We start from the raw sequence: 21,795 nt of genomic DNA on the forward strand, positions 1-21,795 counted from the left end.
TCCTAAAGCGTCTCCGTCGGATCGAAATCCAGCTCCACCTTCGCCCCGTTCGGATCGTGGCAGAACAGCTGCCAGGTCCCCGCGCCCGCCTGCTGCCGCAGTTCGTACTTCACGCCCGCCGCGTCGAAGCGCGCTTTCACCGCGCGCAGGTCCTGCGCCGTGAAGGCCATGTGGTCGATGACGCCGGTGCGCTGCGCGGGCACGGGCCGGCCGAAGTACAGGTGCAGCACGGCCTGCGGCCCGCTGCCGTAGAGCCAGGCGCCCGGAAAGCCGAGGTCGGGCCGGTGGCCCACGCGCAGGCCGAGCAGGCCGGTGTAGAAGTCCAGCGTCTGGCGCTCGTCTTCCGCGGTGACGGTGAAGTGGTTCATGCCGACGATCACGGGCGTTCTCCTTGCATGGTGTTGACAGGCCCTAGGCCAGCAGAACCAAAGCGCCGATGCTGGCGCGCGATTCGAGGCGTTCATGGGCGCGCGCCGCGGCATCGAGCGCGAAGCGTTCGATCGGCGGCTTGCGGAGGGCGCCGCTGGCGAGCGCATCCCACAGGCGCTGCGCGCGCTCGGCCAGTTGCGCGGGCGTGGCGACGTAGTCGAACACCACGGGCCGCGAGAAGCTCAGCGACTTGGCGATCAGCAGGTCGGGCGGCAGCGCGGCCAGCGCGCCGCTGGCCTGGCCGAGGCTGATCCAGTGGCCGCGGCGCGCGAGCGCCGCATGGTTCTCGGCGCGCGCGGCCTCGCCGAGGCCGTCGACCAGCACGTCGACGCCGCCGCAGGCGCGCTGCACCGCATCGGCGAAGCGGTAGTCGCGCGTGACGATCACGTGCTCGCAGCCATGGTCGCGCGCGACGCGCGCCTTCTCCTCGCTCGAGACGGTGCCCACCACCACCGCGCCGAGACTGCGTGCCCAGGAACACAGCAGCAGGCCGACACCGCCGGCCGCGGCATGCACGAGGATGCGCGTGCCGCGCTGCACGCGGCCGAGGTCGCGCAGCAGGTAGTCGGCCGTGAGGCCCTTGAGCAGCAGCGCCGCGGCCTCGTCGTCCTCGACGGCCGCGGGCAGCCGCACCACCCAGTCCGCGGGCACCGAGCGCACGCTGCGGTAGGCGCCGGGCACGGGCCCGAGGTAGGCCACGCGGTCGCCGGGAAAGAGGCCGCTGACGCCGGGGCCGACATCGATCACGCTGCCGGCCGCCTCCATGCCGGGCACGCCGGGCGCGCCCTCCGACACCGGCAGCATCGACGGCATCCAGCCGCGGCGCAGGTAGACGTCGAGGAAGTTCACGCCGATCGCGCGCTGGCGGATGCGCACCTCGCCCTCTGCGGGCGCCGCCGCTTCGTCGTCGCGCGGGCGCAGGACCTCGGGGCCGCCATAGACTTCGAGGCCCACGCTGCGCCGCGGCAGCGCGAGCGCGGCCGATGCGGCGATGCCCACGGAAGACGTGGGCGCCCCGCGCTCCAGGTAGCGCCGCAGGTTCTCGAACCCCGCCTCGTAGACGCCGCGCGCCACCGTGTCGCGCAGCTCGCGCTCGCGGCCCGGCGGCGTGGCGAAGGTCGATTCCCAATGCCAGAAGGTGCGGTTGCCGTCGGTCACGGGCTTCAGGGTGACGGTGGCCACGTAGCGCTGCAGCGGCAAGGTGGCCTCGACGATGCAGTAGGTGCTTTTGTGCTCGCTGTCCGACAGGCTCAGCAGCTGCTCGCGGATGCGGTTGCCGTCGCGCAGCGTGAAGCTGCGCACGCAGCCCACCTGGTCGCCGCGCTCGTCGCCCTCGATGCGGCTGGCCTCCACCACCTCGTGCCAGTCGGCATGGCTGTTGAAGTCGCGCAGCACCGCCCACACGCGCTCGATCGGCGCGTCGATGACGGTGGAGCGCACGACCCGCTGCAGCATCAGCGTCCTCCGAAGTGCCGCTTCAGCGCATCGAAGCCGCCCTGGAACACGCCCTCGCCGATCGAGTCGGCCAGCTCGCGCTCGCGATGTTCCTCGCAGTCGAACTCGGCGCTCCATTCGGCGAAGCAGCGCCCGCCGTCGGTCACCGGCGTGAGCTTGAGCGTGGCGGTGTAGTGACTCACGCCCATCGGGCTCTCGAGGATCTCGTAGCTGCAGCTGTAGTCGTAGTCCGAGAGCGCGAGCAGCCGCTCGCGGATCATGCCGCCGTCGCGCAGGTGGAAATGGCGGATGCAGCCCACGCGGTCGGCCGGCTGGTTGTTCTCGATCCGGCTGTCGGCGATCAGCGGATGCCATTGCGGCAGGCCGTTGAAGTCGCGCACGCGCGCCCACACGTTGTCGGCGCTCGCGTCGATCACGCTCGAGACGTAGACGTTCACCATGCCTTATTCCTTGGGCGTGCCGGCGCCCAGCGCGGCACGCGCGCCGCTGCTTTCGTTGACCAGCTTCTGGATGTCGCCGCCCTCGATGCCGATCTCGCGCAGCAGCTGGTCGACCAGCGGCGCCTGGGCCCGGAAGCGCAGCGCCGAGTTCACCAGCCCGTCGGCGAAGTTGCCGCCGCCCTCGGCATTGCGCGCGCCGCCCGAGGAACCGCCGAAGCCGTCGACCTGCAGAATCTTGATGCCCTCGATGCGCTCCATCGGCCGCACCGACTCGCGGATGATGCCCTCGGCCTTCTCCACCAGCCGCATGCGCAGGGCCGACAGGCGCGCCTCGGGCGTGAGCATGTTGTGCGCCTCGTTCATCCAGCGCGCGGCCTCGGCCTCGATCTCGGCGCGCACGCGCGTGGCATCGGCGCGGATCTTCTCGGCGTCGGCATCGGCCTCGGCCTGGGCGCGTAGCGCGGCGCCGCGGTGCGCGCTCGCGTCGTGCTCGGCCTGGGCCGCGGAGGTCAGCCGCAGCGCCTCGCGCTCGGCGACCAGCGCGGCCGCGATCAGCTCGATGGTCTTCTTGCGCTCGGCGCTCTCGACCTCGCGCGCGGTGAACACCTTCTCCTCGGCCGTCACCGCCTGGGCGCGCGCGGCCTCGGCTTCTGCCTGGGCCTCGCTCTGCGCCTTGCTCTCGCGCGCCACGGCGATCGAGCGCTGCTGCTCGGCCAGCTCGAGCGAGGTGCGGCGCTCGAGCTCCGCGCTCTGGATCGCGCGCTCCTTGCCGATGCGCTCCTCCTCGATGGTCTGCTCCGAGCGGATGCGCGCGGCATCGATGCTCTGGCGCGCCGCGATCTGAGCGCTCTCGGCATGCTGCTCGCGCTGCGCGCGCTCGATCGCCACCTCGGCGCGCTGGCGCGAGCGCGCCATCTCGACCTCGCGCTGCTGCGTCAGCCGCGCATGCTCGCTCTCGCGATCGATCTCGAGCGACAGCTTCTCGGCCTCGAGGTTCTTGTTGCGGATCGCGATCAGCGTGTCCTGCTCGACGTCGTTGCGCTGCTTCTTGCGGCGCTCGATCTGCTCGGTCAGCCGCGTCAGGCCCTCGGCGTCGAAGGCATTGCTGGGGTTGAAGAACTCCATGCCGGTCTGGTCGAGCTGCGTGAGCGAGGCGGCCTCGAGCTCGAGGCCGTTGTTGGTCAGGTCCTCGGCCACCGCCTCGCGCACCCGCTTGACGTAGGCGCCGCGCTTCTCGTGCAGTTCCTCCATCGTCATCTCGGCCGCGGCGGTGCGCAGCGCGTCGACGAACTTGCCCTCGACCAGTTCCTTGAGCTGCTCGGGCTCCATGGTGCGAAGGCCCAGCGTCTGCGCGGCCACCGCCACCGACTCGGCCTTCGCCGCCACGCGCACGTAGAACTCGGCGATCACATCGACGCGCATGCGGTCCTTGGTGATCAGCGCCTTGTCGCGCCCGCGGCTGACCTCCAGCCGCAGCGTGTTCATGTTGACCGGGATCACGTCGTGCACGATCGGCAGCACGAAGGCGCCGCCGTCGAGCACCACCTTCTGTCCGCCCAGGCCGGTGCGCACAAAGGCGCGTTCCTTGGAGCTGCGCAGGTAGAGCCAGTGCAGCAGCCAGACGACGATCGCGACCGCGATCGCCACCACCAGCAGCCCGAGGATGAAACTTCCGAATTGAGAACCTGACATGGATGTCGTCTCCTGGTTTATCGCGTGATCTGAACGAAGCGGCGCGTGGTCTCGGTCAGCGCCACCTCCGCGGGCACGCGCTCCATCGAGCTGGCGCCATAGAAGCCGTCGCAGGCGGGGCAGCGCGCGAGCACGTACTGCGCATCCTCCGGCGTGGCGATGGGGCCGCCGTGAAAGAGCACGATCACCCCGGGGTTCACTTCCTGCGCGGCCGCGGCCCAGCGGTTGATCAGCGGCACGCAGTCGTCGAGCTTCAGCGACGTCTCGGCGCCGATCGCGCCGCCCGTGGTCAGGCCCAGGTGGCAGACCACGATGTCGGCGCCCGCGCCGGCCATGGCGCGCGCATCGGCCTCGCCGAAGACATAGGGCGTGGTCAGCAGGTCGAGGGCGCGCGCACGCGCCACGAGCTCGACCTCGAGGCCGTAGCCCATGCCGGTCTCCTCGAGGTTGGCGCGGAAGGTGCCGTCGATCAGGCCCACGGTCGGGAAGTTCTGGATGCCCGAGAAGCCCAGCGCGATCAGCCGGTGCAGGAACTCGTCGGGGATCATGAACGGGTCGGTGCCGTTCACGCCCGCGAGCACCGGCGTGTGCTTCACCACCGGCAGCACCTCGCGCGCCATCTCGCACACGATCTCGTTGGCATTGCCGTAGGCCATCAGCCCCGCGAGCGAGCCGCGCCCGGCCATGCGGTAGCGGCCCGAGTTGTAGATCACGATCAGGTCGATGCCGCCGGCTTCCTCGCACTTGGCCGACAGGCCGGTGCCGGCGCCGCCGCCGATCAGCGGCCGGCCCGAGGCGATCTTGGTGCGGAAGCGCTCCAGCAGCGCGGTGCGTGAGATGCGGGTCATGGGGGCTCCTCCTGGGTTGTTCTTCGCTCATGCGCGGCGCGCGCCGGGCGCGGCCCGCGAGACCTCGCGCCAGGCCTCGACCAGCGCATCGGCGAAGGCTTCGTCGTTGATGTGCAGCGGCAGCCGCTTGAGCTGACGGTTGGGTCCGGGCCTGAAGCCGGCCTCGAGCGCGGCGAACAGCGCGCGGTCGGCCTCGGGGTCGTGGAAGGGCTGGCCCGGCCGGTCGATGGCGGAGACGCCGCCTTCGGGAATGAGGAATCGCACCGGCCCGCGCATGGCATTGAGCTTGGCGGCGATGAACTCGCCGATGGCGCGGCATTCGTCGGCCGTGGTGCGCATCAGCGTCACCGTGGTGTTGTGGCGGTAGAGATTGCGCGCCCGGAAGCGCTCGGGCACGGTCTCCCAGGCGCCGAAGTTCACCATGTCGAGCGCGCCGCACGAACCCACGTAGGGCAGGGCGTGGCGCGCGAACACGTCGAGCCGGTCGGGCCCGGCCGACAGCACGCCGCCCGCGATCTCGTCGGCCACCTCGGTGGTCGACACGTCGATCGCGCCCGCGAGCAGGCCCGAGTCCGCGAGCTTCTCCATCGACTGGCCGCCCACGCCGGTGGCATGGAACACCAGGCAGTCCCAGTCGTCCTCGAGCCGCCGCGTCACGGCCTGCACGCAGGGCGTGGTCACGCCGAACATCGTGAGGCCGATGGCGGGCCGGGTCACGGCCGACACGGAAGCCGGATGCGCCACCATGCCGGCCAGCGCATTGGCTGCGTTCGACAGCACGCTCTCGCTGATGCGGTTGATGCCCTGCACGTCGGTGACCGAATACATCATGCAGATGTCGCTCGGGCCCACGTAGGGCCGTGTGTCGCCGCTGGCCATGGTCGAGACCATGAGCTTGGGCACGCCGATCGGCAGCGCGCGCATGCCCTGCGTGGCCATCGAGGTGCCGCCCGAGCCGCCGGCCGAGATCAGGCCGCCGAGGTCGCGCCGCGTGCGCAGGAAGGCCTCGAAGGCCAGGCCCATGGCGGCGGTGGCGCTGCCGCGGTCTCCGCTGAACACCGCCGACTCGCCCCTGGGATGGTGGCGTGCCACCTCGCGCGGATGCACGCTCGCGGTCGAGGGCTTGCCCGAGGTCGAGAGGTCGACCGTGACCACGCGCAGGCCCAGCCGCTCGATGCACTGGCGCAGGAAGAACAGCTCGCGGCTCTTGGTGTCGAAGGTGCCGGCCACGTAGGCCGCGCGCACGCTGCTCGCGGCCACCGGGAAGTCGAACACCTGGCCCGAGGCGGCCGCGGGCTGCGCCGCTTCGGGCGCGGGCTCGGGCGGCGCGATCAGGCGCGGGATGTCGGCCGCGGGCGCGGCCGTGCCGCCGGCGTTCCAGCGCGTGAAGCCGCGCACGCTGGCCGGCGCGAGGTCGTCGAGCGAGGGCGCGCCATCGCCATGGGCGCGGCGCACGGTATAGACGCGCGGCGCGTTGTCGCGGGCGTCGTCCTCGCCCATGCGCGGTGCGGGCTGCTCCGCCTCGGCCTCGTCGCCATGGCCGCCCGAGCGCACGCCCAGCAGTTTCTCCTGCAGCTCGCGGTCGGCCGCGAGTTCGGCCGCCGGCATCTCGCGCGCGATGCGGCCGTTGACCATCAGGCCGATGCGGTCGGCCACCGAGATCGCCACGCCGAGGTTCTGCTCGATCAGCAGCACCGCGATGCGGCCCTCGGCCGCGAGATCGCGCAGCGCCTGCGCCACCTGGTCGACGATGACCGGCGCCAGGCCCTCGGTCGGCTCGTCCATCACCAGCAGCTTGGGGTTCAAGAGCAGCGCGCGGCCGATCGCGAGCATCTGCTGCTCGCCGCCCGAGAGCTGGGCGCCGCCGTTGCCGCGCCGCTCGGCCAGCCGCGGGAACATCGCATAGACGCGGTCGACCTCGCGCCGGCGGCTCGCCACCAGCCGCAGCGTCTCGTCGACCGAGAGCGAGGGCCACACGCGCCGGCCCTGCGGCACGTAGGCGATGCCGCGGCGCGTGATCTCGTTGGGCGCCAGGCCCAGGATCTCCTCGCCGCCGAAGCGCACGCTGCCGCGCGCCGGCACCAGCCCGGTGAGCGCGTTGCACAGCGTGGTCTTGCCCATGCCGTTGCGCCCGACGATGCCGAGCACGCCGCGCTCCAGCGACAGGCTCACGCCCTGCAGCGCGTGGGCACGGCCGTAGTAGACGTCGAGGCCCTCGACCACCAGCGCGGTGGACCGGCCGGCTGCCGTGTCGCGATCGCCGCCGCCGAACCAGGCCATCAGTGCTTGCTCCCCATGTAGATCGCCTGCACCTGCGCATCGCCCTCGATCTCGGCCGGGCTGCCGGTGCGCAACACGCGGCCGTTGTGCATCACCGTCACGCGGTCGACCACGCGCAGCGCGATGTCCAGGTCGTGCTCGATCAGCACGAAGCTCATGTGCGCGGGCAGCGAGGTCAGAAGCGCCACCAGCTCGCGCCGCTCGGCCGGCGAGAGGCCGGCCGCGGGCTCGTCGAACAGGATCAGCCGCGGCGCGCCGGCCAGCGCCATGCCGATCTCGAGCTGGCGCTGCTGGCCGTGCGCGAGGTTGGCGACCTTCTCGTCGGCGATGTGCGCGAGGCGCGCGCGTTCGAGCAGGTCCTCGGTCGCGCGCGTGCTGGCATGGCCGGCGCCGGGCCGGCGGAAGCTGAAGCGGCCGCTGGCCACGCCGCGCACCGCGAGGAACAGGTTGTCGCGCACCGAGAGGTCGCGAAACAGCAGCGAGGACTGGTAGGTGCGCCGCAGGCCCTTGCGGATGCGGTCCTGCGGCGGCAGGTCGGTGATGTCCTCGCCGAAGAAATGAATGCGTCCCGCGGTCGGCGGGAAGTCGCCCGTGATGGCGTTGAACAGCGTGGTCTTGCCGGCGCCGTTCGATCCGAGGATGGCGTACTTCTGTCCCGCCGTGACCGCGAGCGAGACGCCGTCGACCGCGCGCAGCGCACCGAAGGCGCGCGTCACGCCGTCCAGGCGCAATGCGTCGCCCGACAGGAGCTGCGTGCTCCCGCCGCGCGCGGGTTGGGGCGCGCGCGAAGCGGGCGGTCGCAGCGTGGTGATCGTGGCCATCCTGGATGTCTCGAAGTGGGGTGGGCGCGCGGGGCGGACCCCGCGCGTTCGTTCGACGGTGGTCGCCGGCCTCAGGTCCGGCAATCCGGCACGTCGCGCGTGCCCATCCCCATCTTCTTGAAGTCGGCGTCCGACAGCCCCAGCGTCTGCGAGATGTTCGGCACCGACTTCACGACCTTGTTGTAGAACGAGCCGTCGGGCGCCTTGCTCACCTCGGTGATGTAGGTCGTGCCCACGCCGTTGCGGTTGGCATCGATCTTCACGTCGCCGGCCGGGCCCTTGAAGTTGGTCTTCTGCAGCGCCTCGCGGTAGGCCTTCTGGTTGTTCGACAGGTCGCCCTTGACCGCGTCGAGCGCATCGAGCGTGGCCTTGGTGTTGATGTAGTAGAGGTAGGCGAACAGCGACGGGCTCGGGAAGCCGTCCTTGAAGCTGGCCTTGTAGTCGGCCACGAACTTCTTCCACTCGGGCGTGTCGATCGAGTCGGCCATCGGGCCGGCCGAGGCCGTGCCCAGGAGCGATTCGCGGCGCTTGCCCTTGAAGTTCAGCACCGTCTGGTCGACCGTGATCGAGCCGCCGATCATCGGCTTGTCGCCGCCGGCCTGCTCGTACTGGGTCAGGAAGTTCACCGCGTCGGAGCCGCCGAGCACCACCAGCAGCGCATCGACGTTCTTCGGGATCTTCGCGATCACCGAGGCGTAGTCCTTGGTGCCCAGCGGCACCCAGGCCTTGTCGACCACCTTGCCGCCCTTGGCGCAGTAGCTGGCCATGAAGCCCTGCACCTGCGAGTAGGGGAAGCCGTAGTCCTCGGCGATCAGGAAGGTGCGCTTGTAGCCCTTGGACAGCGCATGCTCGCCCAGGCCCACCATCCACTGCGCACCCTCGGTGTTGAAGCGGTAGAAGTTGGGCGCCGGGTCCTGCAGCGTCGCGGCCTGCGCGCCGGCCGAGCCGTTGATGAAGGTGACGTTGGGTTGCGTCTTCGCGTAGTTCTTGACCGCGATGCCCTCGTCGCCCGACAGCGGGCCGATCATGATCTGCACCTTGTCCTGCTCGACCGCCTTGCGCGTCGAGTTCACGGCCTTGTCGGGCGTGGCGTCCGACGAGACCTTCACGAACTCGATCTTCTTGCCGCCGGCCATGCCTTTCTTCTCCTTCAGCGCGAGGTCGGCGCCGCGCATGCCGTCCTGGCCCGGCGCCGCGAACGGCCCCTCGAGCGAGGCCAGCAGGCCGATCTTGAGGGTTTCCTGCGCCTGCGCGAGGCCCGCGGCCCCGGCCATCGCCAACATTGCAGCGGCGGCGACGATGCCGCGTCCGAACGCCTTCTCGACTCTCTTCATGTCTCGCTCCTTGTTGTCACTGGTGAATGCGGCCTGAGCCACGGGTGGGGAAAGGTGCGCCCAGGCGCGTGCGCAAGCGATGCCACAGGCCCAGCAGTCCGTCGGGGGAAAAGAGGACGATCGCGAGGAAGACCCCGCCGATCACGAGATTGAAGCGTTCGCGGTCGACCAGGTCGATGGCGAAGTTCTGCAGCAGCACGAAGACGAGCGCGCCGATGAAGGCACCGATGGGGTGCTTCATGCCGCCGAGCACGGCGATGATGAGGATGTTGATCATCGCGCCGATGCCGAGCGTGCCGGGCGAGATGCGGCCGTTGTACCAGACCAGCAGCACGCCGCCGACCGCGGCCAGGAAGCCCGACACCGCATAGGCCGCGACCCGGTGCGCCGTGACGTCGAAGCCCAGCGCCTGCATGCGGCGCGGGTTGTCGCGGATGCCCTGCAGCGCCACGCCGAAGGGCGCGCGGATCAGGTGCTTGATGAAGAAGTAGCCCGCCGCCGAGCAGCCCAGCGTGAGCAGGTAGAAGGGCACGGGCTCGCGCAGGTCGAGCCCGAACACGGTGGGCGCGGCCAGCTTGCTGAAACCCTGGAAGCCGTTGAACAGCGTGTAGTTCTGCTGCGCGAGGTAGAAGAAGGCCACGCCCACGGCCAGCGTGATCATGATGGTGTAGATGCCCTCGGTGCGCACCGAGAGCCAGCCCACCGCGGCCGAGAACAGCGTGGCCAGCGCCAGTGCCACCAGCACCGCGAGCCACCAGGGCCAGCCCAGGCTGATCGCCGTGTTGCTGCTGCTGCCCACGATCGCGACCACGTAGGCCGCGAAGCCCGCCACCGTCATCTGCGCGAGCGAGACCATGCCGCCATAGCCGCCGAGGAAGGTCAGCGACAGCGCGATCAGGCCGAGCGCGAGCGACTGGGCGCCGATCTGGAAGGTGAAGAAGGGCGAGGCGACGAAGGGATAGACCAGCACCAGCAGCGCCACGACCAGATGACGCCAGCGCACGGGGCGCAGCAGCCTGCCCAGCCAGCGCGGCAGCTCGCCGTGGGCGGGCGGCGGCTCGGCGGGTTGCGATGGCGATGCGACCGCGCGTGGCAACGCGGTGACGCGCGCCTCCTGTGCGGGCATTGCACCCGACTTCATGGCACGGCGCCACTGTGCCGCGCTCACAGGAGCACCTCCGTGCTTCGCACTGCGGTGCGAGCTTGCTTGGGGCGGCCCGGCGCGGCGCTCATGCAGCCTTCCCCATCAACCCGCGCGGCTTGAAGGCCAGCGCGACCACCATGATCACGAAGGTGAAGACCACGCTGTAGGTCGGCGCATAGGCCAGCCCGAACTGCTCGGCCAGCCCGATCAGCAGCGCGCCGATGGCGGCACCGACCACGCTGCCCATGCCGCCGACGATCACCACCACCAGCGAGGCCAGCAGGTAGCGCGTGTCCTCGCCCGGCGAGATCGACAGGGCCGTGCCGCCGACCACGCCGGCCAGGCCCGCGAGGCCGGCGCCGATGGCGAATGTCAGCGCGAACACCAGCTGCACGTTGACGCCCGAGGCGGCCAGCATGCCGCGGTCGTCGACGCCGGCGCGGATCATCATGCCGATGCGCGTGCGCGCCAGCAGCAGCCACAGGCCCACGCCGATCAGCACCGAGGCCAGCAGCACCACCAGCCGGTAGGTCGGGAACTTCTCGACCAGCGGCAGCGTGGTCGAGCCGTAGATCCACGAGGGCGGATCGAAGGTGTAGATCTCGGCGCCCCAGATCCACAGCATCAGGTCGGCGAACACGATCGACAGGCCGATGGTCACCAGCGTCTGTCGCAGGTCCTGGCCCTGCATGTGGCGGAACACCAGCAGCTGCATCAGCAGGCCCAGCACCGCGGCCGCGAGGAAGCCGGCCATCACCGCGAGCACCCAGGAGCCGGTGTGCTCGCCGACGAACCAGCCCACGTAGGCGCCGAACAGGTAGAGCGAGCCGTGCGCGAGGTTCACGTTGCGCATCAGCCCGAACACCAGCGTGAAGCCGCTGGCCACGAGGAAGTAGAGCGAGGCCAGCGTGAGGCCGTTGAGCAGGGTCTTGAAGAACAGCGAGGCGTTGTCGGCCACGGCCCAGACCGCGAACACCGCGATCGGCACGCCGAGCACCAGCCACAGGGCCCAGCGCGTGAGGGCGGCGCGCGTCATGCCGCGCGCTCCCAGCCCCGGTCCCAGCCGCGCTCGGAGGCGATCGCCGGTGCCTTGGCGAACTCGCCGTCCTTCATCACGGCCAGGATGCGCTTCGCATCGCGCAGGATCGAGAGGTTGGCCAGCGGATCGCCGTCGACCAGCATCAGGTCGGCGAGATAGCCTTCCTTGACGAGGCCGAGATCGTCGGGCCGCATCATGATCTGGCCGCCGTACAGCGTGGTCGAGCGGATCGCTTCCATCGGCGTGAAGCCCAGGTACTTGACGAAGAACTCGAGGTCGCGCGCGTTCTGCGTGTGGGGCGTGAAGGCGAAGCCGTAGTCGCCGCCCGGCAGCACGCGGATGCCGCGCTTGTGCATCTTGGCGAGCGAGACGCAGGCCGCGTCCCATTCGATCTGGTAGCCCATGTCGGCCGCCATCTGGTAGGTGATGCCGTAGGGCTCGGCCTCGTGCAGCATGGCGTAGAGGATGGCAATGCCGGGCGCGACGAAGACGCGGTCCTTCGCGGCCTCGAGCATGTCGAGCGCCTCCTCGTCGACGAAGCTCGCGTGGTAGATCAGGTCGATGCCGTGGCGCAGCGCCTGCTTCACGCTCTCCGACGAGCGCGCATGCGCCACGCCGCGCTTGCCGCGGATCTTGACCTCGCGCATCGCCGCGGCCACCTCCTCGTCGAGCATCCAGGTGGTTTCCGAGGGCGACTGCGGCGTGAAGTTGTCGCCCGAGAGGTTGAGCTTGATCGAGTCGACGCCGTACTTGAGGAACAGCCGCACCGCCTTGCGCATCTCGTCGGCGCCAGAGATGTTCACGCCGAAGCTGAACTCGGGAAAGGGCAGGTGCGGCAGCGTCTCGTCGCCCAGGCCGCCGAGCACCGTGATCTCCTGGCTCGCCGCGAGGTAGCGCGGCCCGGGGATCTGGCCCGCGTTGATCGCGTTGCGGATCACCACGTCGAGCCGCGGCTTGGCGCAGGCCGCGCCCACGCAGGAGGTGAAGCCGGCCTCGAGGTAGCGCTTCGCGACCTTGGCGCACCACAGCACGTGCTCCTCGAGCGGCATGGTCTGGATCGCCGCGAGCGTGGCGGCGTCGTTCCACGAGAAGTGCGTGTGGGCCTCGCACATGCCGGGCATGAGCGTGGCGCCCGCGCCGTCGATCACGGTGGCGCCGCCGGGCGCGATCGGCGCGGTGCTGCGGCCCACCTGCCGGATGCGGTTGCCGCGCACCAGCACGCTGCCGCTGTAGGGGTTCTGCCCCGTGCCGTCGAGGATGCGCACGTTGGTGAAGACGACGTCGGCCATGCGGTGCTCCGGTCGGGATGCGGAAGGCCTAGGCGGCCCAGCGGGTGGGAGAGGCGACGCGCAGGCCCTGCGCCTGGCGCAGCGGCGGCGCGCGGTGGAACTCGCCGTCCTTCATGACGGCCAGGATGCGCGACTTGTCCTGCAGCACCGTGATGTCGGCCAGCGGATCGCCGTCCACGAGCAGGATGTCGGCCAGGTAGCCCTCGCGGATGTAGCCCAGCACCTTGCCCATGCGCATCATCGGACCGCCCCAGGCGGTGGCCGACAGCAGGGCCTCCATGGGGCTCATGCCCACGTACTTCACGAAGTACTCGAGGTCCTTGGCATTGGTGCCGTGCGGCGTCCAGGCGAAGCCGTAGTCGCCGCCGGGCAGGATGCGGATGCCGCGCTTGCGCATCGCCCGCATGCTCTCCACCGCGGCGTCGAGCTCGCGGTGGTAGCCCATCTTCGTGGTGACTTCCTTCGTCAGGCCCCACTGGCTCGCGTGGTGGCAGGTGTTGATCAGCCACGCGAGGCCGGGCGCGATGAAGTGCTCCATCTTGTGCGCCTCGAGCAGGTCGAGCGCCTCGCTGTCGGTGAAGCTCGCGTGGTAGATCACCTCGATGCCGTGCTTCACGCACTGCTTGATCGACCAGGTCGAGCGCGCATGCGCGGCCACGCGCTTGCCCCAGGCCTTGGCCTCCTCCACGCAGACGCGGATCTCCTCCTCGGTGAACTGGCTCATCTCGCTGGGCATGCCGGTGATCGACTCGCCCGAGAGATTGATCTTGAGCGAATCGACACCGTACTTGGCGAACATGCGCACGCAGCGGCGCATCTCCTCGGCGCCGCTGACCACCGCGCCGAAGGCGAACTCGGGCTGCGGCAGGTGCGGCTGCGTGGTGTCGCCGAGCCCGCCGGGCACGGTGATCTCCTGGCTCGCGGCCAGGTAGCGCGGACCGACGATGGTGCCGTCGTTGATGGCGTTGCGGATCACCACGTCGAGCCGCGGCTTGGCGGTGGCGGCGCCCACGCAGCTGGTCCAGCCCATGTCGAGGTAGCGCTTCGCGACCTCGGCGCACCACAGGATGTGCTCCTCGGGCGGCATGCGCTGGATCGCGTCGAGGCTGGGCTGGTCGTTCCACGAGAAATGCGTGTGGGCCTCGACCATGCCGGGCATCAGGAAGGCGCCCGCGCCGTCGATGACCTGGGCGCCATGCACGGGCGCGGAGCGCGCGCCGTGCGAAGTCTTCACGACGCGCGCGATGCGGTTGCCCTGCACCAGCACGTCGCCGGCGAAGGGCGCCTCGCCGCCGCCGTCGAAGATGCGGACGTTGGTGAACAGCACGTCGGCCACGGTCAGCTCCTCGCCTGCGCCGCCAGGAATTCGCGCAACTCGCGCTGGCACTCGTCGGGGCGCTCGACGGGTGTCCAATGGCCGCACTTCGGCAGCACCACCACGCGCTTGCTCGCGGCGCGGTGCAGCCGGTCGGCCATGGCGCGCACCGCCTGCGGCGGCGCCACGCCGTCCTCGTCGCCGGTCACCAGCAGCACCGCGGCCTCGATGTTCTCCACCGCCGCGGGCTGCGCGCCGGCCAGGGCCTCGCAGCTGCGCGCATAGGCTTCGCCTTCCTGCCGCATCAGGCTCTCGCGCACGAAGGCCACCGCCACCGGAAGCCGCTGGCGCGTGTCGGCCGAGATCGCGCCCTGCAGCAGCGCCTGCGTGATCTCGTGCATGCCCACCGCGCCGCCGCGTGCCTTGTCTGCGCGGGCCTTCATCGCGGTGCGCGCCGCATCGGGCGGCGCGATCAGCGGGCCGAACAGCGCGAGGCTCGCCACGCACTGGGGATGCGCCGCGGCGATGTGCTGGCAGACGATGGTGCCCATCGAATGACCGACCCAGTGCGCGCGCGTGATGCCCAGGCGTTCGCAGACCGAGAGCACGGTCGCTACATAGCGCTCGATCGTGAGCGGTCCTTCGGCGCGCTGCGAGCGGCCGCTGCCCGGCAGGTCGATGCGCACCACGCGATGGCGCGCCAGCGCGGGCATCAGCGGCGTGTAGGTGTTCGAGCTGCCGCCCAGGCCATGCACGCAGACGACCACCGGGCCTTCGCCCTCGTCCTCCACCGCGATGCGGTCGATGAACTGGAAGCTCATGCGAGCGCCTCGAAGCGGTTCTCGATCACGCCGATGCCGTCGATCTCGATGCGCACCGTGTCGCCCCGGCCCAGCCATTGCGGCGGATTCAGGCCCATGCCCACGCCCGAGGGCGTGCCGGTGGCGATGACGTCGCCCGGATGCAGCGTGATGCCGCGCGAGCAGGTTTCGATCAGCGTCGGGATGTCGAAGATCATGTCGCGCGTCAGGCCGTCCTGGCGCAGTGCGCCGTTGACCCAGCCGCGCACGCGCGTGGCGCGGCCGTCCATCTCGTCGGCCGTCACGATCCACGGGCCCATCGGGCAGAAGGTGTCGAAGCTCTTGCCGAGGTCCCACTGCTGGTGGCGCATCTGCACGTCGCGCGCCGTGACGTCGTTGACGATGGTGTAGCCGAACACGTGCTCCATCGCCTGCGAGCGCGGGATGTCGCGCCCGCCGCGGCCGATGATCACCGCGAGCTCGGATTCGTAGTCGATCTGCACCGACACCGAGGAGCGCGGCAGCCGCACCGGATCGTGCGGGCCGATCACGCATTCGCCGAGCTTGCCGAACACGATCGGCCACGGATCGCTCTCGGGCATGCTGCTGCGGAACACCGAGCCCGCGAGCTCGGCCGCATGCGCGCGGTAGTTGCGCCCGACGCAGAACAGGCCGCGCAGCGGACGCGGCAGCGGGGCGCGCAGGGTGATCACCTCGACCGGCAGCCGCGTGCCCGAGGGTTGCGGCAGCGGCTCGTTGCGTGCCAGCGCCTCGATCAGCGGCAGCACGCCGCGCGAGGCGTCGCCCACCGCCAACGGCGTGGCTTCCCGGCCGTCGGCCGAGATCGTGCCCGCATGGTTGCGGCCACCCCAACTCCAGCTTGCGAAGCGCATCGACTTTGTCTCCATATGGCCCCGGGGTCGTCGCGCTGCGATCGCCCCGGTGGCTCCGGAAGTCATTCGGCATTTTTGAGACGTGAGTCTCAAATCTGGGTGCGCGGATCATACGAGCCGTGTCACCATCTCCACAAGACGACTTCCGCATTTCCCATCCCCGTACAAACCCGATGGCAAGACTCAAGCACACACCGAGCGAGGCGCCGCGCGCGCCGGAACGCGGCGTTCGCGCCGCCACCTTCCGCCAGCTGCTGCAGGCCGCGATGGACATCATTCGATTGAAGGGCCACATCCCCTCGGTGGCCGAGGCGGCGGCGCATTCGAACGTGTCGCGCGCGACCGCCTACCGCTACTTCCCGAGCCGCAGCGCGCTCGTCACCGCGGTGGTCGACAGCTCGCTGGGCCCGGTGCGCCAGATGGCGTCGGACAACCCGAACGGCCGCGAGCGGCTGCACGAGCTGTTCTGCCAGACCTTCCCGCGCTTCAAGGAGTTCGAGGCGCCGATGCGCGCCGCGGCGCAGCTCTCGCTCGAGCAGTGGGGCCTCGAGCGCGCGGGCCTGCTGGCCGAGGAACCGTACCGGCGCGGCCATCGCGTGCGCATCCTCGAGCATGCGCTCGAGCCGATGTCGCCGCTCTTGAACCCGCGCATGCGCGACCGCTTGCACCATGCCCTCTCGATCGTCTACGGCATCGAGCCCTACGTGGTGCTCAAGGACATCTGGGGCCTCGAGGACCGCGAGGTCGAGCGCACCGCGCTGTGGATGGCCGATGCGCTGGTCGATGCGGCGCTGCGCGACTCGGCGGCGAAGCGCGCGGCGGCCGAGGCGACGGCCGCGTCGACACCGCCGCCGGCGCCCGAATGGTTCGATGCGCAGTACAACAACCGTGCGCGCATTCCCGAACACCCGTCGATCCTGAAGTACTGGGCCGATGCGTCGGCGCAGGCGCTGCGGCGACCGGAATGGATTCGCGATCTGGCCTACGGCGACGACGAGAGCGAGCGGCTCGACATCCTGCCGGCCGCATCGGGTGCCGGGAAGACGCCGGTCTTCGTCTACATCCATGGTGGCTACTGGCGCGCGCTCGACAAGCGTGACCATGCCTTCCTCGCGCCGCCGCTGGCCGATGCCGGCGCCACCTTCGTGCAGCTCAACTACGCGCTGTGCCCGGCGGTCGACATCGAGCACATCGCGCGGCAGATGACGCAGGCGCTGGCCTGGGTGCATCGCAACGTCGCGGCGCATGGCGGCGATCCCGCGCGCATCGTCGTCGCGGGCCACTCGGCCGGCGGCCATCTCGCCACCATGCTGCTGGCCTGCGACTGGCAACGGGTCGGGCCCGACCTGCCGCGCGATCTCGTCAAGGCGGCGCTGCCGATCTCGGGGGTCTACGAGCTCGAGCCCCTGCGGCACGCGCCTTTCCTCGCGGCCGACATCGGGCTGACCGAGGCTTCGGCGCTGCGGCTGAGCCCGGCCGCGATGCCCGCGCCGAAGCAGGGCACGCTGGTGACGGTGGTCGGCGGCGACGAGAGCGAGGAGTTCCATCGCCAGGCCGAGCTGATCGCCAAGGCCTGGGGCCGCCGCGTGGTGGTGGGCGCCGAGCGGCCCGCGAACCGCAACCACATGAGCGTGCTGGCCGATCTCGCGGACCCGGCATCGGGCACGCACCGGCAGGCGCTGGGACTGCTCGGGCTCGCAGTTCCGGCGCGCTGAATCCGACCCGCGCGGGGCACGCGGCGGGGCGAGGGGTTTCGAAGCCTCACGCCCTCGCGCGCCCACGTCCGACAAGCCCCCCGGGGTGCTTGCGTCGTACAAGTTGCTCAACCTCTTCCCTCTTCAGCCCCAGGAGCAACCGGTGAGCGACGACAAGAAGCCCAACCCTCTTCTCAATGCGGTGTCCAACGTCGTGGCGGCGCTGCGCGCGGACGACGACCAGATCGCGGTGGCGAAGGCCCATGACGCGCTGGAGCCCCAGGCGATCGAGAAGCTCACGCCGCAGGAGGCGCGCCGTCAGCCCACGCCGGCCGATGCCGTGAAGAAGGTGCTCGAGCAGCAGAACCGTTCGGCCGTGCCCGAGGCGCTGGTGCCCGGCGTGACCACGCTCGAACTCACGGTCGATGGCGCCACCGGCCCGCTGGCGGCCACGCTCTACACGCCCGCGGGGCAGGGGCCCTTTCCCGTCGTCCTGTACTTCCATGGCGGCGGCTGGGTGATCGCGAACCGACAGGTGTACGACGGTGGCGCGCGCGGGCTCGCCGCGGCCGCGCAGGCGATGGTGCTGTCGGTCGACTACCGGCTCGCGCCCGAGCACAAGTTTCCGGCCGCGTGGGACGACGCGCTGGCGGCCTATCGTTGGCTGATCGAGAATGCGGCCTCGCTCGGCGGCGATGCTTCGCGCCTCGCGCTCGCGGGCGAATCGGCTGGCGGCAATCTCGCGGTGGCGACCGCGATCGCCGCGCGCGATGCCGGCCTCAGTGCGCCACGCCATGTGCTGTCGATCTATCCCGTCACGCAGACCAGCCGCAACACCGAGTCCTACCTCGAGAACGCGATCGCCAAGCCGCTCAACCGCGCGATGATGGACTGGTTCTTCACCCATGTGACGCGCAGCGAGCAGGACCTCGACGACCCGCGGTTGTCGCTGGTCGATGCGCCGCTGGCCGGGCTGGCGCCCGTCACCATCGTCAATGCTCGGCTCGATCCGCTGCGCAGCGACGGGGCGCGGCTCGAGAGCGCGCTGATCGACGCGGGCGTGGAGATCGCACGCAAGGAGTACGAAGGCGTGGCGCACGAGTTCTTCGGCGCCGCGGCGGTGCTCGAGAAGGCGCGGGACGCGCAGGCCTTCGCGGGCGAGCGGTTGCGCCGGTCGTTCGCGCTCTGAGGGCCAAGGGTCCACACGATGGCGAAAACACCATGAGCCTGAACGGTTACCTCGTAGAGGACAACCCCCTGATCCGCGACAGCCTGATCGCGACACTGGAAGAGCTCGCGCCCGTGCACATGGTGGGCACGGCCGAAACCCAGGCCGAGGCCGTGGCCTGGCTGCACGATGCCGACGGCCAATGGGACGTGGCCGTGGTCGATCTCTTCCTGCGCCACGGCACCGGCTTCGGCGTGCTCATGGGCTGCAAGGACCGCCTGCCGCGCCAGCGCATGGTGATCTTCTCGAACTTCGCGACGCCCGACATGCGCGAGCGCGCGATGCTGCTGGGCGCCGATGCGGTGTTCGACAAGTCCACGGAGATCGAGGGCCTGCTGCGCTTTCTCGAGGAGACGGAGCGCGCGGTCGACCGGCCCTGAGAGCGAGCGCGTCGTTCAGTCGGGAAAGCGCAGCACGGCCTTGATGGTCCGGCCCTGCTCGCCGTCTTCCACCGCCTCGTTGATCTGGTCGAAGGCATAGAACCGGATCAGCCTGTCGAAGGGGAAGCGCCCCTGCCGATACAGCTCGACCAGCTTCGGGATGAACAGGTCCGGCACCGAGTCGCCCTCGCAGATGCCGCGGATCTTGCGGCCCAGCAGAAGGCCCCAGGTGTCGAGGCCGATCTCGCTGCCGAATGCGGGCGCGCCGATCATGCCGCACTCGCCCATGATCTGGATCGAGTCGACGGCCTGGCGCAGGGCCGTGAGATTGCCCGAGGTCTCGAGCGAGAACTGGGTTCCGCCACCGCCGGTGATCTCCTGGATGCGCCGCACCGGGTCGGTGGTTCGCGGGTTGATCACATGGGTGGCGCCGAGCTCGAGCGCGAACTGCAGGCGCGCCTCGTTCGGGTCGACGCAGATGCGGATAGCGCACCCGGTCACGTTGGCCGCGAGCAGCGCCGAGAGGCCGACCGATCCTGCACCGTAGATGGCGATCGAATCGCCGGCCTGCGGGCGCAGCGAGTTGATGACCGCGCCCGCGCCGGTCTGCACGCCGCAGCCCAGCGGGCCCATGATCTCGAGCGGCACATCGGACGGGATCTTCACCACGCTGCGCTCGGTGCCCAGGGCGTAGGTCGCGAACGAGGACTGATTGAAGAAGGCGCCGTGCACGACGTCGCTGCCCTTGTGCATGGTGGGCGTTCCGTCCATGCGCGCGAAGCCGAAGTTGGCCTTGAAGAAGTGCCGGCAGTACATGGGCTTGCCGGTCTGGCAGGTGTCGCAGTGGCCGCAGGAGTTGCAGCTCATCACGACGTGATCGCCGGGCTGGAGCTTGCTCACGCGGCTGCCGACCTGCTCGACGATGCCCGCGCCCTCGTGGCCGTACACCGCGGGGAAGGGCGCGGGCACCACCTGGTCGCGGGGCAGGGTGTCGGTGTGGCAGACGCCGCAGCTCTTCATGCGGATGAGCACCTCGTCGTCGCGCGGCGGCTCCAGTTCGATGTCCTCGAGGGTGAACTTGCCACCCTTCTCGCGCATGACGGCGGCTGTGATCTGCATGGGATGACCTCTTCAGGTGATGGGGATGGGGGGAGGGCGAAGGGCTGCGTGTCGCGGGCTCAGGCCTTGGGTGCGAACCAGGGCGCGGCCACTCGCGTCTGGATCGTCACGGCCTTGAGGTGGGTGTACATGTTGAGCGTCTCGTGGCAGTACTCGCTGCCGATCCCGCTCTCCTTGAAGCCGCCGAAGGGCGAGCCGCTCGCGAGGTTGAAGTAGTGGTTGATCCACACCGAGCCGGCCTGCAGCCGTTCGGCCGTGTCCCAGGCGTTGCGCAGGTTGCTCGTGTAGAGGCCGGCGGCCAGGCCGTAGCGCACGCCGTTGGCCTCCTCGATCATCCGGTCGTGGTCCTTCCAGCGGATCACGCTGAGCACCGGGCCGAAGATCTCTTCCTGCGCGATGCGCATGCGGTTGTCGGCCTCGAACACCGTCGGCGCGATGAAGTGGCCGTGGGCCTGCCCCTCGACGGCGACGCGCTGGCCGCCGGTCATCAGCCGCGCGCCTTCGGCCTTGCCGATGCCGATGTAGTTCATCACGCGCTCGCCCTGCTCGGGCGAGACGAGGTTCGAGAGCACGGTGTCGGGCACGAGCGCCGCGCCGACCTTCACCCGCTCCATGCCGGCGACGAGGCGGTCCATCACGGCGTCGTAGACCGCGTCGTGCACGAACAGCCGGGTGCCCGCGAGGCAGGACTGGCCGTTGCAGTACAGGGTCGCGAACATCGCGTTGTCGACCACCGCGTCGATGTCCTCGATGTCGGGAAAGATGATGTTCGGGCTCTTGCCGCCCAGTTCCAGCGACACGGGCACCAGCCGCTCGGCACCGGCGCGCGAGATGATCCGGCCGACCTCGCTGCTGCCCGTGAAGGCCAGCTTCGCCACGCCGGGGTGCGCGGTCAAGGCGGCGCCGGCCTCCTCGCCGAAGCCGGGCACGATGTTGATGACGCCCGGCGGAAAGATCTTCGCGATGTGCCTGCACAGCTCCAGCGTGCTGAGCGAGGCGTTCTCGTCGGGCTTCAGCACCACCGTGTTGCCGGCAGCGATCGCGGGTGCGATCTTGAAGGCCGCCATGATCGCGGGCACGTTCCACGGAATGATCTGGCCGCACACGCCGTAGGGCTCACGCTTGGCGACCATGTAGCCGCCGGGGATCGGGCGGCCGAATCCCTCGTGCGTGATGGCCGCGGCCGCGAAGTAGCGGTACTGCGAGATCGCGAATTGATGGTCGAGGCCGGTCTCGAAGAGGCGCCGGCCGATGTCGACCGAATCGATGCGCGCTAGGCGCTGCTGATCGGCCTCCACGGCCGCCGCCAGTTTCAGCAGCAGGGCCGAGCGTTCCTCGGGCGCGGTGGCGCGCCAGGCCGGGAAGGCCTTGGCGGCGGCCTGCACGGCCGCATCGACCTCGGCCGCGCCGCAACGGGCAATGCGGGCGATCTGCTCGCCCGTGCCGGAATGCAGGGCCGCGAAGGTGGGGCCGTCGACCGGCTGGAACGCGTTGTCGATGAAGGCACCGTAGGTTTCGGAAAGACCGAGGTCTTGGATCGAGCTCATCAGGGGATTCCTCTGCATGGATGGATGGAAGCGCGACCGGCCCGGTTG

Annotated in this window: 19 protein-coding genes and 1 pseudogene; 3 read left to right on the forward strand and 17 right to left on the reverse strand. The window is 70.3% G+C overall.

What is annotated here, in order from left to right:
- Positions 1-2: 2 nt before the first annotated feature.
- The 15 genes and pseudogenes from ACODT0_RS02680 to ACODT0_RS02750 all read right to left on the reverse strand — a co-directional run bounded on the left by ACODT0_RS02680 (position 3) and on the right by ACODT0_RS02750 (position 15,779).
- Positions 3-380, reverse strand: a complete 378-nt coding sequence (locus ACODT0_RS02680) for a VOC family protein (protein ID WP_296727183.1) — start codon at positions 378-380, stop codon at positions 3-5.
- Between the two features lie 31 nt (positions 381-411).
- Positions 412-1,884 (reverse strand): SRPBCC family protein, encoded by a 1,473-nt coding sequence (locus tag ACODT0_RS02685; RefSeq protein ID WP_489040493.1) that lies wholly within the window; start codon positions 1,882-1,884, stop codon positions 412-414.
- Complete coding sequence (locus ACODT0_RS02690; protein WP_057592685.1) at positions 1,884-2,324, reverse strand: SRPBCC family protein; 441 nt, start codon at positions 2,322-2,324, stop codon at positions 1,884-1,886. The genes ACODT0_RS02685 and ACODT0_RS02690 overlap by 1 nt, the downstream gene beginning before the upstream one ends.
- A 3-nt stretch (positions 2,325-2,327) precedes the next feature.
- On the reverse strand, positions 2,328-4,016 hold the full coding sequence (locus ACODT0_RS02695) for a flotillin family protein (protein ID WP_261211164.1): 1,689 nt from the start codon (positions 4,014-4,016) through the stop codon (positions 2,328-2,330).
- Between the two features lie 17 nt (positions 4,017-4,033).
- Positions 4,034-4,864, reverse strand: a complete 831-nt coding sequence (locus ACODT0_RS02700; RefSeq protein WP_489040494.1) for a phosphoenolpyruvate hydrolase family protein — start codon at positions 4,862-4,864, stop codon at positions 4,034-4,036.
- A 27-nt stretch (positions 4,865-4,891) separates the two neighbouring features.
- Positions 4,892-6,109, reverse strand: coding sequence for a Tm-1-like ATP-binding domain-containing protein (locus ACODT0_RS02705; RefSeq protein ID WP_296799377.1), 1,218 nt, complete (start codon positions 6,107-6,109; stop codon positions 4,892-4,894).
- 537 nt (positions 6,110-6,646) lie between these two features.
- Positions 6,647-7,144: pseudogene (locus ACODT0_RS02710) on the reverse strand (ABC transporter ATP-binding protein); the annotation flags it as partial.
- The gene (locus tag ACODT0_RS02715) at positions 7,144-7,965 is read right to left on the reverse strand and encodes an ABC transporter ATP-binding protein (RefSeq protein ID WP_082321691.1); all 822 of its coding nucleotides are present in this window, start codon (positions 7,963-7,965) and stop codon (positions 7,144-7,146) included. The gene ACODT0_RS02715 and the pseudogene ACODT0_RS02710, both read right to left, overlap by 1 nt.
- 71 nt (positions 7,966-8,036) lie before the next feature.
- Complete coding sequence (locus ACODT0_RS02720; protein WP_082321692.1) at positions 8,037-9,299, reverse strand: ABC transporter substrate-binding protein; 1,263 nt, start codon at positions 9,297-9,299, stop codon at positions 8,037-8,039.
- 16 nt (positions 9,300-9,315) lie between these two features.
- Positions 9,316-10,425 carry a branched-chain amino acid ABC transporter permease gene (locus ACODT0_RS02725; RefSeq protein ID WP_489040495.1) on the reverse strand — a complete coding sequence of 370 codons (1,110 nt, stop codon included), beginning with the start codon at positions 10,423-10,425 and terminating at the stop codon, positions 9,316-9,318.
- A gap of 103 nt (positions 10,426-10,528) precedes the next feature.
- A complete protein-coding gene (locus ACODT0_RS02730; protein WP_208512424.1) occupies positions 10,529-11,479 on the reverse strand; it encodes a branched-chain amino acid ABC transporter permease in 951 nt (316 codons plus the stop codon).
- A complete protein-coding gene (locus ACODT0_RS02735; RefSeq protein ID WP_479669356.1) occupies positions 11,476-12,771 on the reverse strand; it encodes a metal-dependent hydrolase family protein in 1,296 nt (431 codons plus the stop codon). Before ACODT0_RS02735 ends, ACODT0_RS02730 begins: the two co-directional genes overlap by 4 nt.
- Before the next feature lie 28 nt (positions 12,772-12,799).
- Positions 12,800-14,107: a metal-dependent hydrolase family protein gene (locus tag ACODT0_RS02740; RefSeq protein ID WP_489040496.1), complete on the reverse strand. Its 1,308-nt coding sequence runs from the start codon at positions 14,105-14,107 to the stop codon at positions 12,800-12,802.
- A gap of 2 nt (positions 14,108-14,109) precedes the next feature.
- The gene (locus tag ACODT0_RS02745; protein ID WP_489040497.1) at positions 14,110-14,907 is read right to left on the reverse strand and encodes an alpha/beta fold hydrolase; all 798 of its coding nucleotides are present in this window, start codon (positions 14,905-14,907) and stop codon (positions 14,110-14,112) included.
- Positions 14,904-15,779 (reverse strand): fumarylacetoacetate hydrolase family protein, encoded by an 876-nt coding sequence (locus ACODT0_RS02750; protein WP_093352675.1) that lies wholly within the window; start codon positions 15,777-15,779, stop codon positions 14,904-14,906. The genes ACODT0_RS02745 and ACODT0_RS02750 overlap by 4 nt, the downstream gene beginning before the upstream one ends.
- Before the next feature lie 173 nt (positions 15,780-15,952).
- On the opposite strand from ACODT0_RS02750, the gene ACODT0_RS02755 reads away from it, so the two are divergent.
- The 3 genes from ACODT0_RS02755 (at position 15,953) to ACODT0_RS02765 (ending at position 19,081) form a co-directional block, all read left to right on the forward strand.
- Positions 15,953-17,494, forward strand: coding sequence for an alpha/beta hydrolase fold domain-containing protein (locus ACODT0_RS02755; protein ID WP_489040498.1), 1,542 nt, complete (start codon positions 15,953-15,955; stop codon positions 17,492-17,494).
- A gap of 142 nt (positions 17,495-17,636) precedes the next feature.
- On the forward strand, positions 17,637-18,662 hold the full coding sequence (locus ACODT0_RS02760; protein ID WP_489040499.1) for an alpha/beta hydrolase: 1,026 nt from the start codon (positions 17,637-17,639) through the stop codon (positions 18,660-18,662).
- A 32-nt stretch (positions 18,663-18,694) separates the two neighbouring features.
- Entirely contained in the window at positions 18,695-19,081 is a 387-nt protein-coding gene (locus ACODT0_RS02765; protein ID WP_489040500.1) for a response regulator, read from the forward strand.
- A 15-nt stretch (positions 19,082-19,096) separates the two neighbouring features.
- On the opposite strand, the gene ACODT0_RS02770 is transcribed toward ACODT0_RS02765, so the two are convergent.
- Together ACODT0_RS02770 and ACODT0_RS02775 are read right to left on the reverse strand one after the other, a co-directional pair.
- Positions 19,097-20,200, reverse strand: coding sequence for an NAD(P)-dependent alcohol dehydrogenase (locus tag ACODT0_RS02770; protein WP_057592694.1), 1,104 nt, complete (start codon positions 20,198-20,200; stop codon positions 19,097-19,099).
- Between the two features lie 59 nt (positions 20,201-20,259).
- Positions 20,260-21,747 carry an aldehyde dehydrogenase family protein gene (locus ACODT0_RS02775; RefSeq protein WP_489040501.1) on the reverse strand — a complete coding sequence of 496 codons (1,488 nt, stop codon included), beginning with the start codon at positions 21,745-21,747 and terminating at the stop codon, positions 20,260-20,262.
- Between the last annotated feature and the right edge of the window lie 48 nt (positions 21,748-21,795).

The organism is Variovorax sp. FG153, assembly GCF_057809595.1.

What these genes read in the sequence shown, in the direction of transcription:
- ACODT0_RS02715 (WP_082321691.1), bottom strand. Translation starts at nt 7,965, where the DNA reads ATGGCCACGATCACCACGCTGCGACCGCCCGCTTCGCGCGCGCCCCAA.
- ACODT0_RS02735 (WP_479669356.1), bottom strand. Translation starts at nt 12,771, where the DNA reads ATGGCCGACGTCGTCTTCACCAACGTGCGCATCCTCGACGGCACGGGG.
- ACODT0_RS02730 (WP_208512424.1), bottom strand. Translation starts at nt 11,479, where the DNA reads ATGACGCGCGCCGCCCTCACGCGCTGGGCCCTGTGGCTGGTGCTCGGC.
- ACODT0_RS02725 (WP_489040495.1), bottom strand. Translation starts at nt 10,425, where the DNA reads ATGCCCGCACAGGAGGCGCGCGTCACCGCGTTGCCACGCGCGGTCGCA.
- ACODT0_RS02690 (WP_057592685.1), bottom strand. Translation starts at nt 2,324, where the DNA reads ATGGTGAACGTCTACGTCTCGAGCGTGATCGACGCGAGCGCCGACAAC.
- ACODT0_RS02765 (WP_489040500.1), top strand. Translation starts at nt 18,695, where the DNA reads ATGAGCCTGAACGGTTACCTCGTAGAGGACAACCCCCTGATCCGCGAC.
- ACODT0_RS02755 (WP_489040498.1), top strand. Translation starts at nt 15,953, where the DNA reads ATGGCAAGACTCAAGCACACACCGAGCGAGGCGCCGCGCGCGCCGGAA.
- ACODT0_RS02720 (WP_082321692.1), bottom strand. Translation starts at nt 9,299, where the DNA reads ATGAAGAGAGTCGAGAAGGCGTTCGGACGCGGCATCGTCGCCGCCGCT.
- ACODT0_RS02770 (WP_057592694.1), bottom strand. Translation starts at nt 20,200, where the DNA reads ATGCAGATCACAGCCGCCGTCATGCGCGAGAAGGGTGGCAAGTTCACC.
- ACODT0_RS02685 (WP_489040493.1), bottom strand. Translation starts at nt 1,884, where the DNA reads ATGCTGCAGCGGGTCGTGCGCTCCACCGTCATCGACGCGCCGATCGAG.
- ACODT0_RS02775 (WP_489040501.1), bottom strand. Translation starts at nt 21,747, where the DNA reads ATGAGCTCGATCCAAGACCTCGGTCTTTCCGAAACCTACGGTGCCTTC.
- ACODT0_RS02750 (WP_093352675.1), bottom strand. Translation starts at nt 15,779, where the DNA reads ATGCGCTTCGCAAGCTGGAGTTGGGGTGGCCGCAACCATGCGGGCACG.
- ACODT0_RS02700 (WP_489040494.1), bottom strand. Translation starts at nt 4,864, where the DNA reads ATGACCCGCATCTCACGCACCGCGCTGCTGGAGCGCTTCCGCACCAAG.
- ACODT0_RS02695 (WP_261211164.1), bottom strand. Translation starts at nt 4,016, where the DNA reads ATGTCAGGTTCTCAATTCGGAAGTTTCATCCTCGGGCTGCTGGTGGTG.
- ACODT0_RS02745 (WP_489040497.1), bottom strand. Translation starts at nt 14,907, where the DNA reads ATGAGCTTCCAGTTCATCGACCGCATCGCGGTGGAGGACGAGGGCGAA.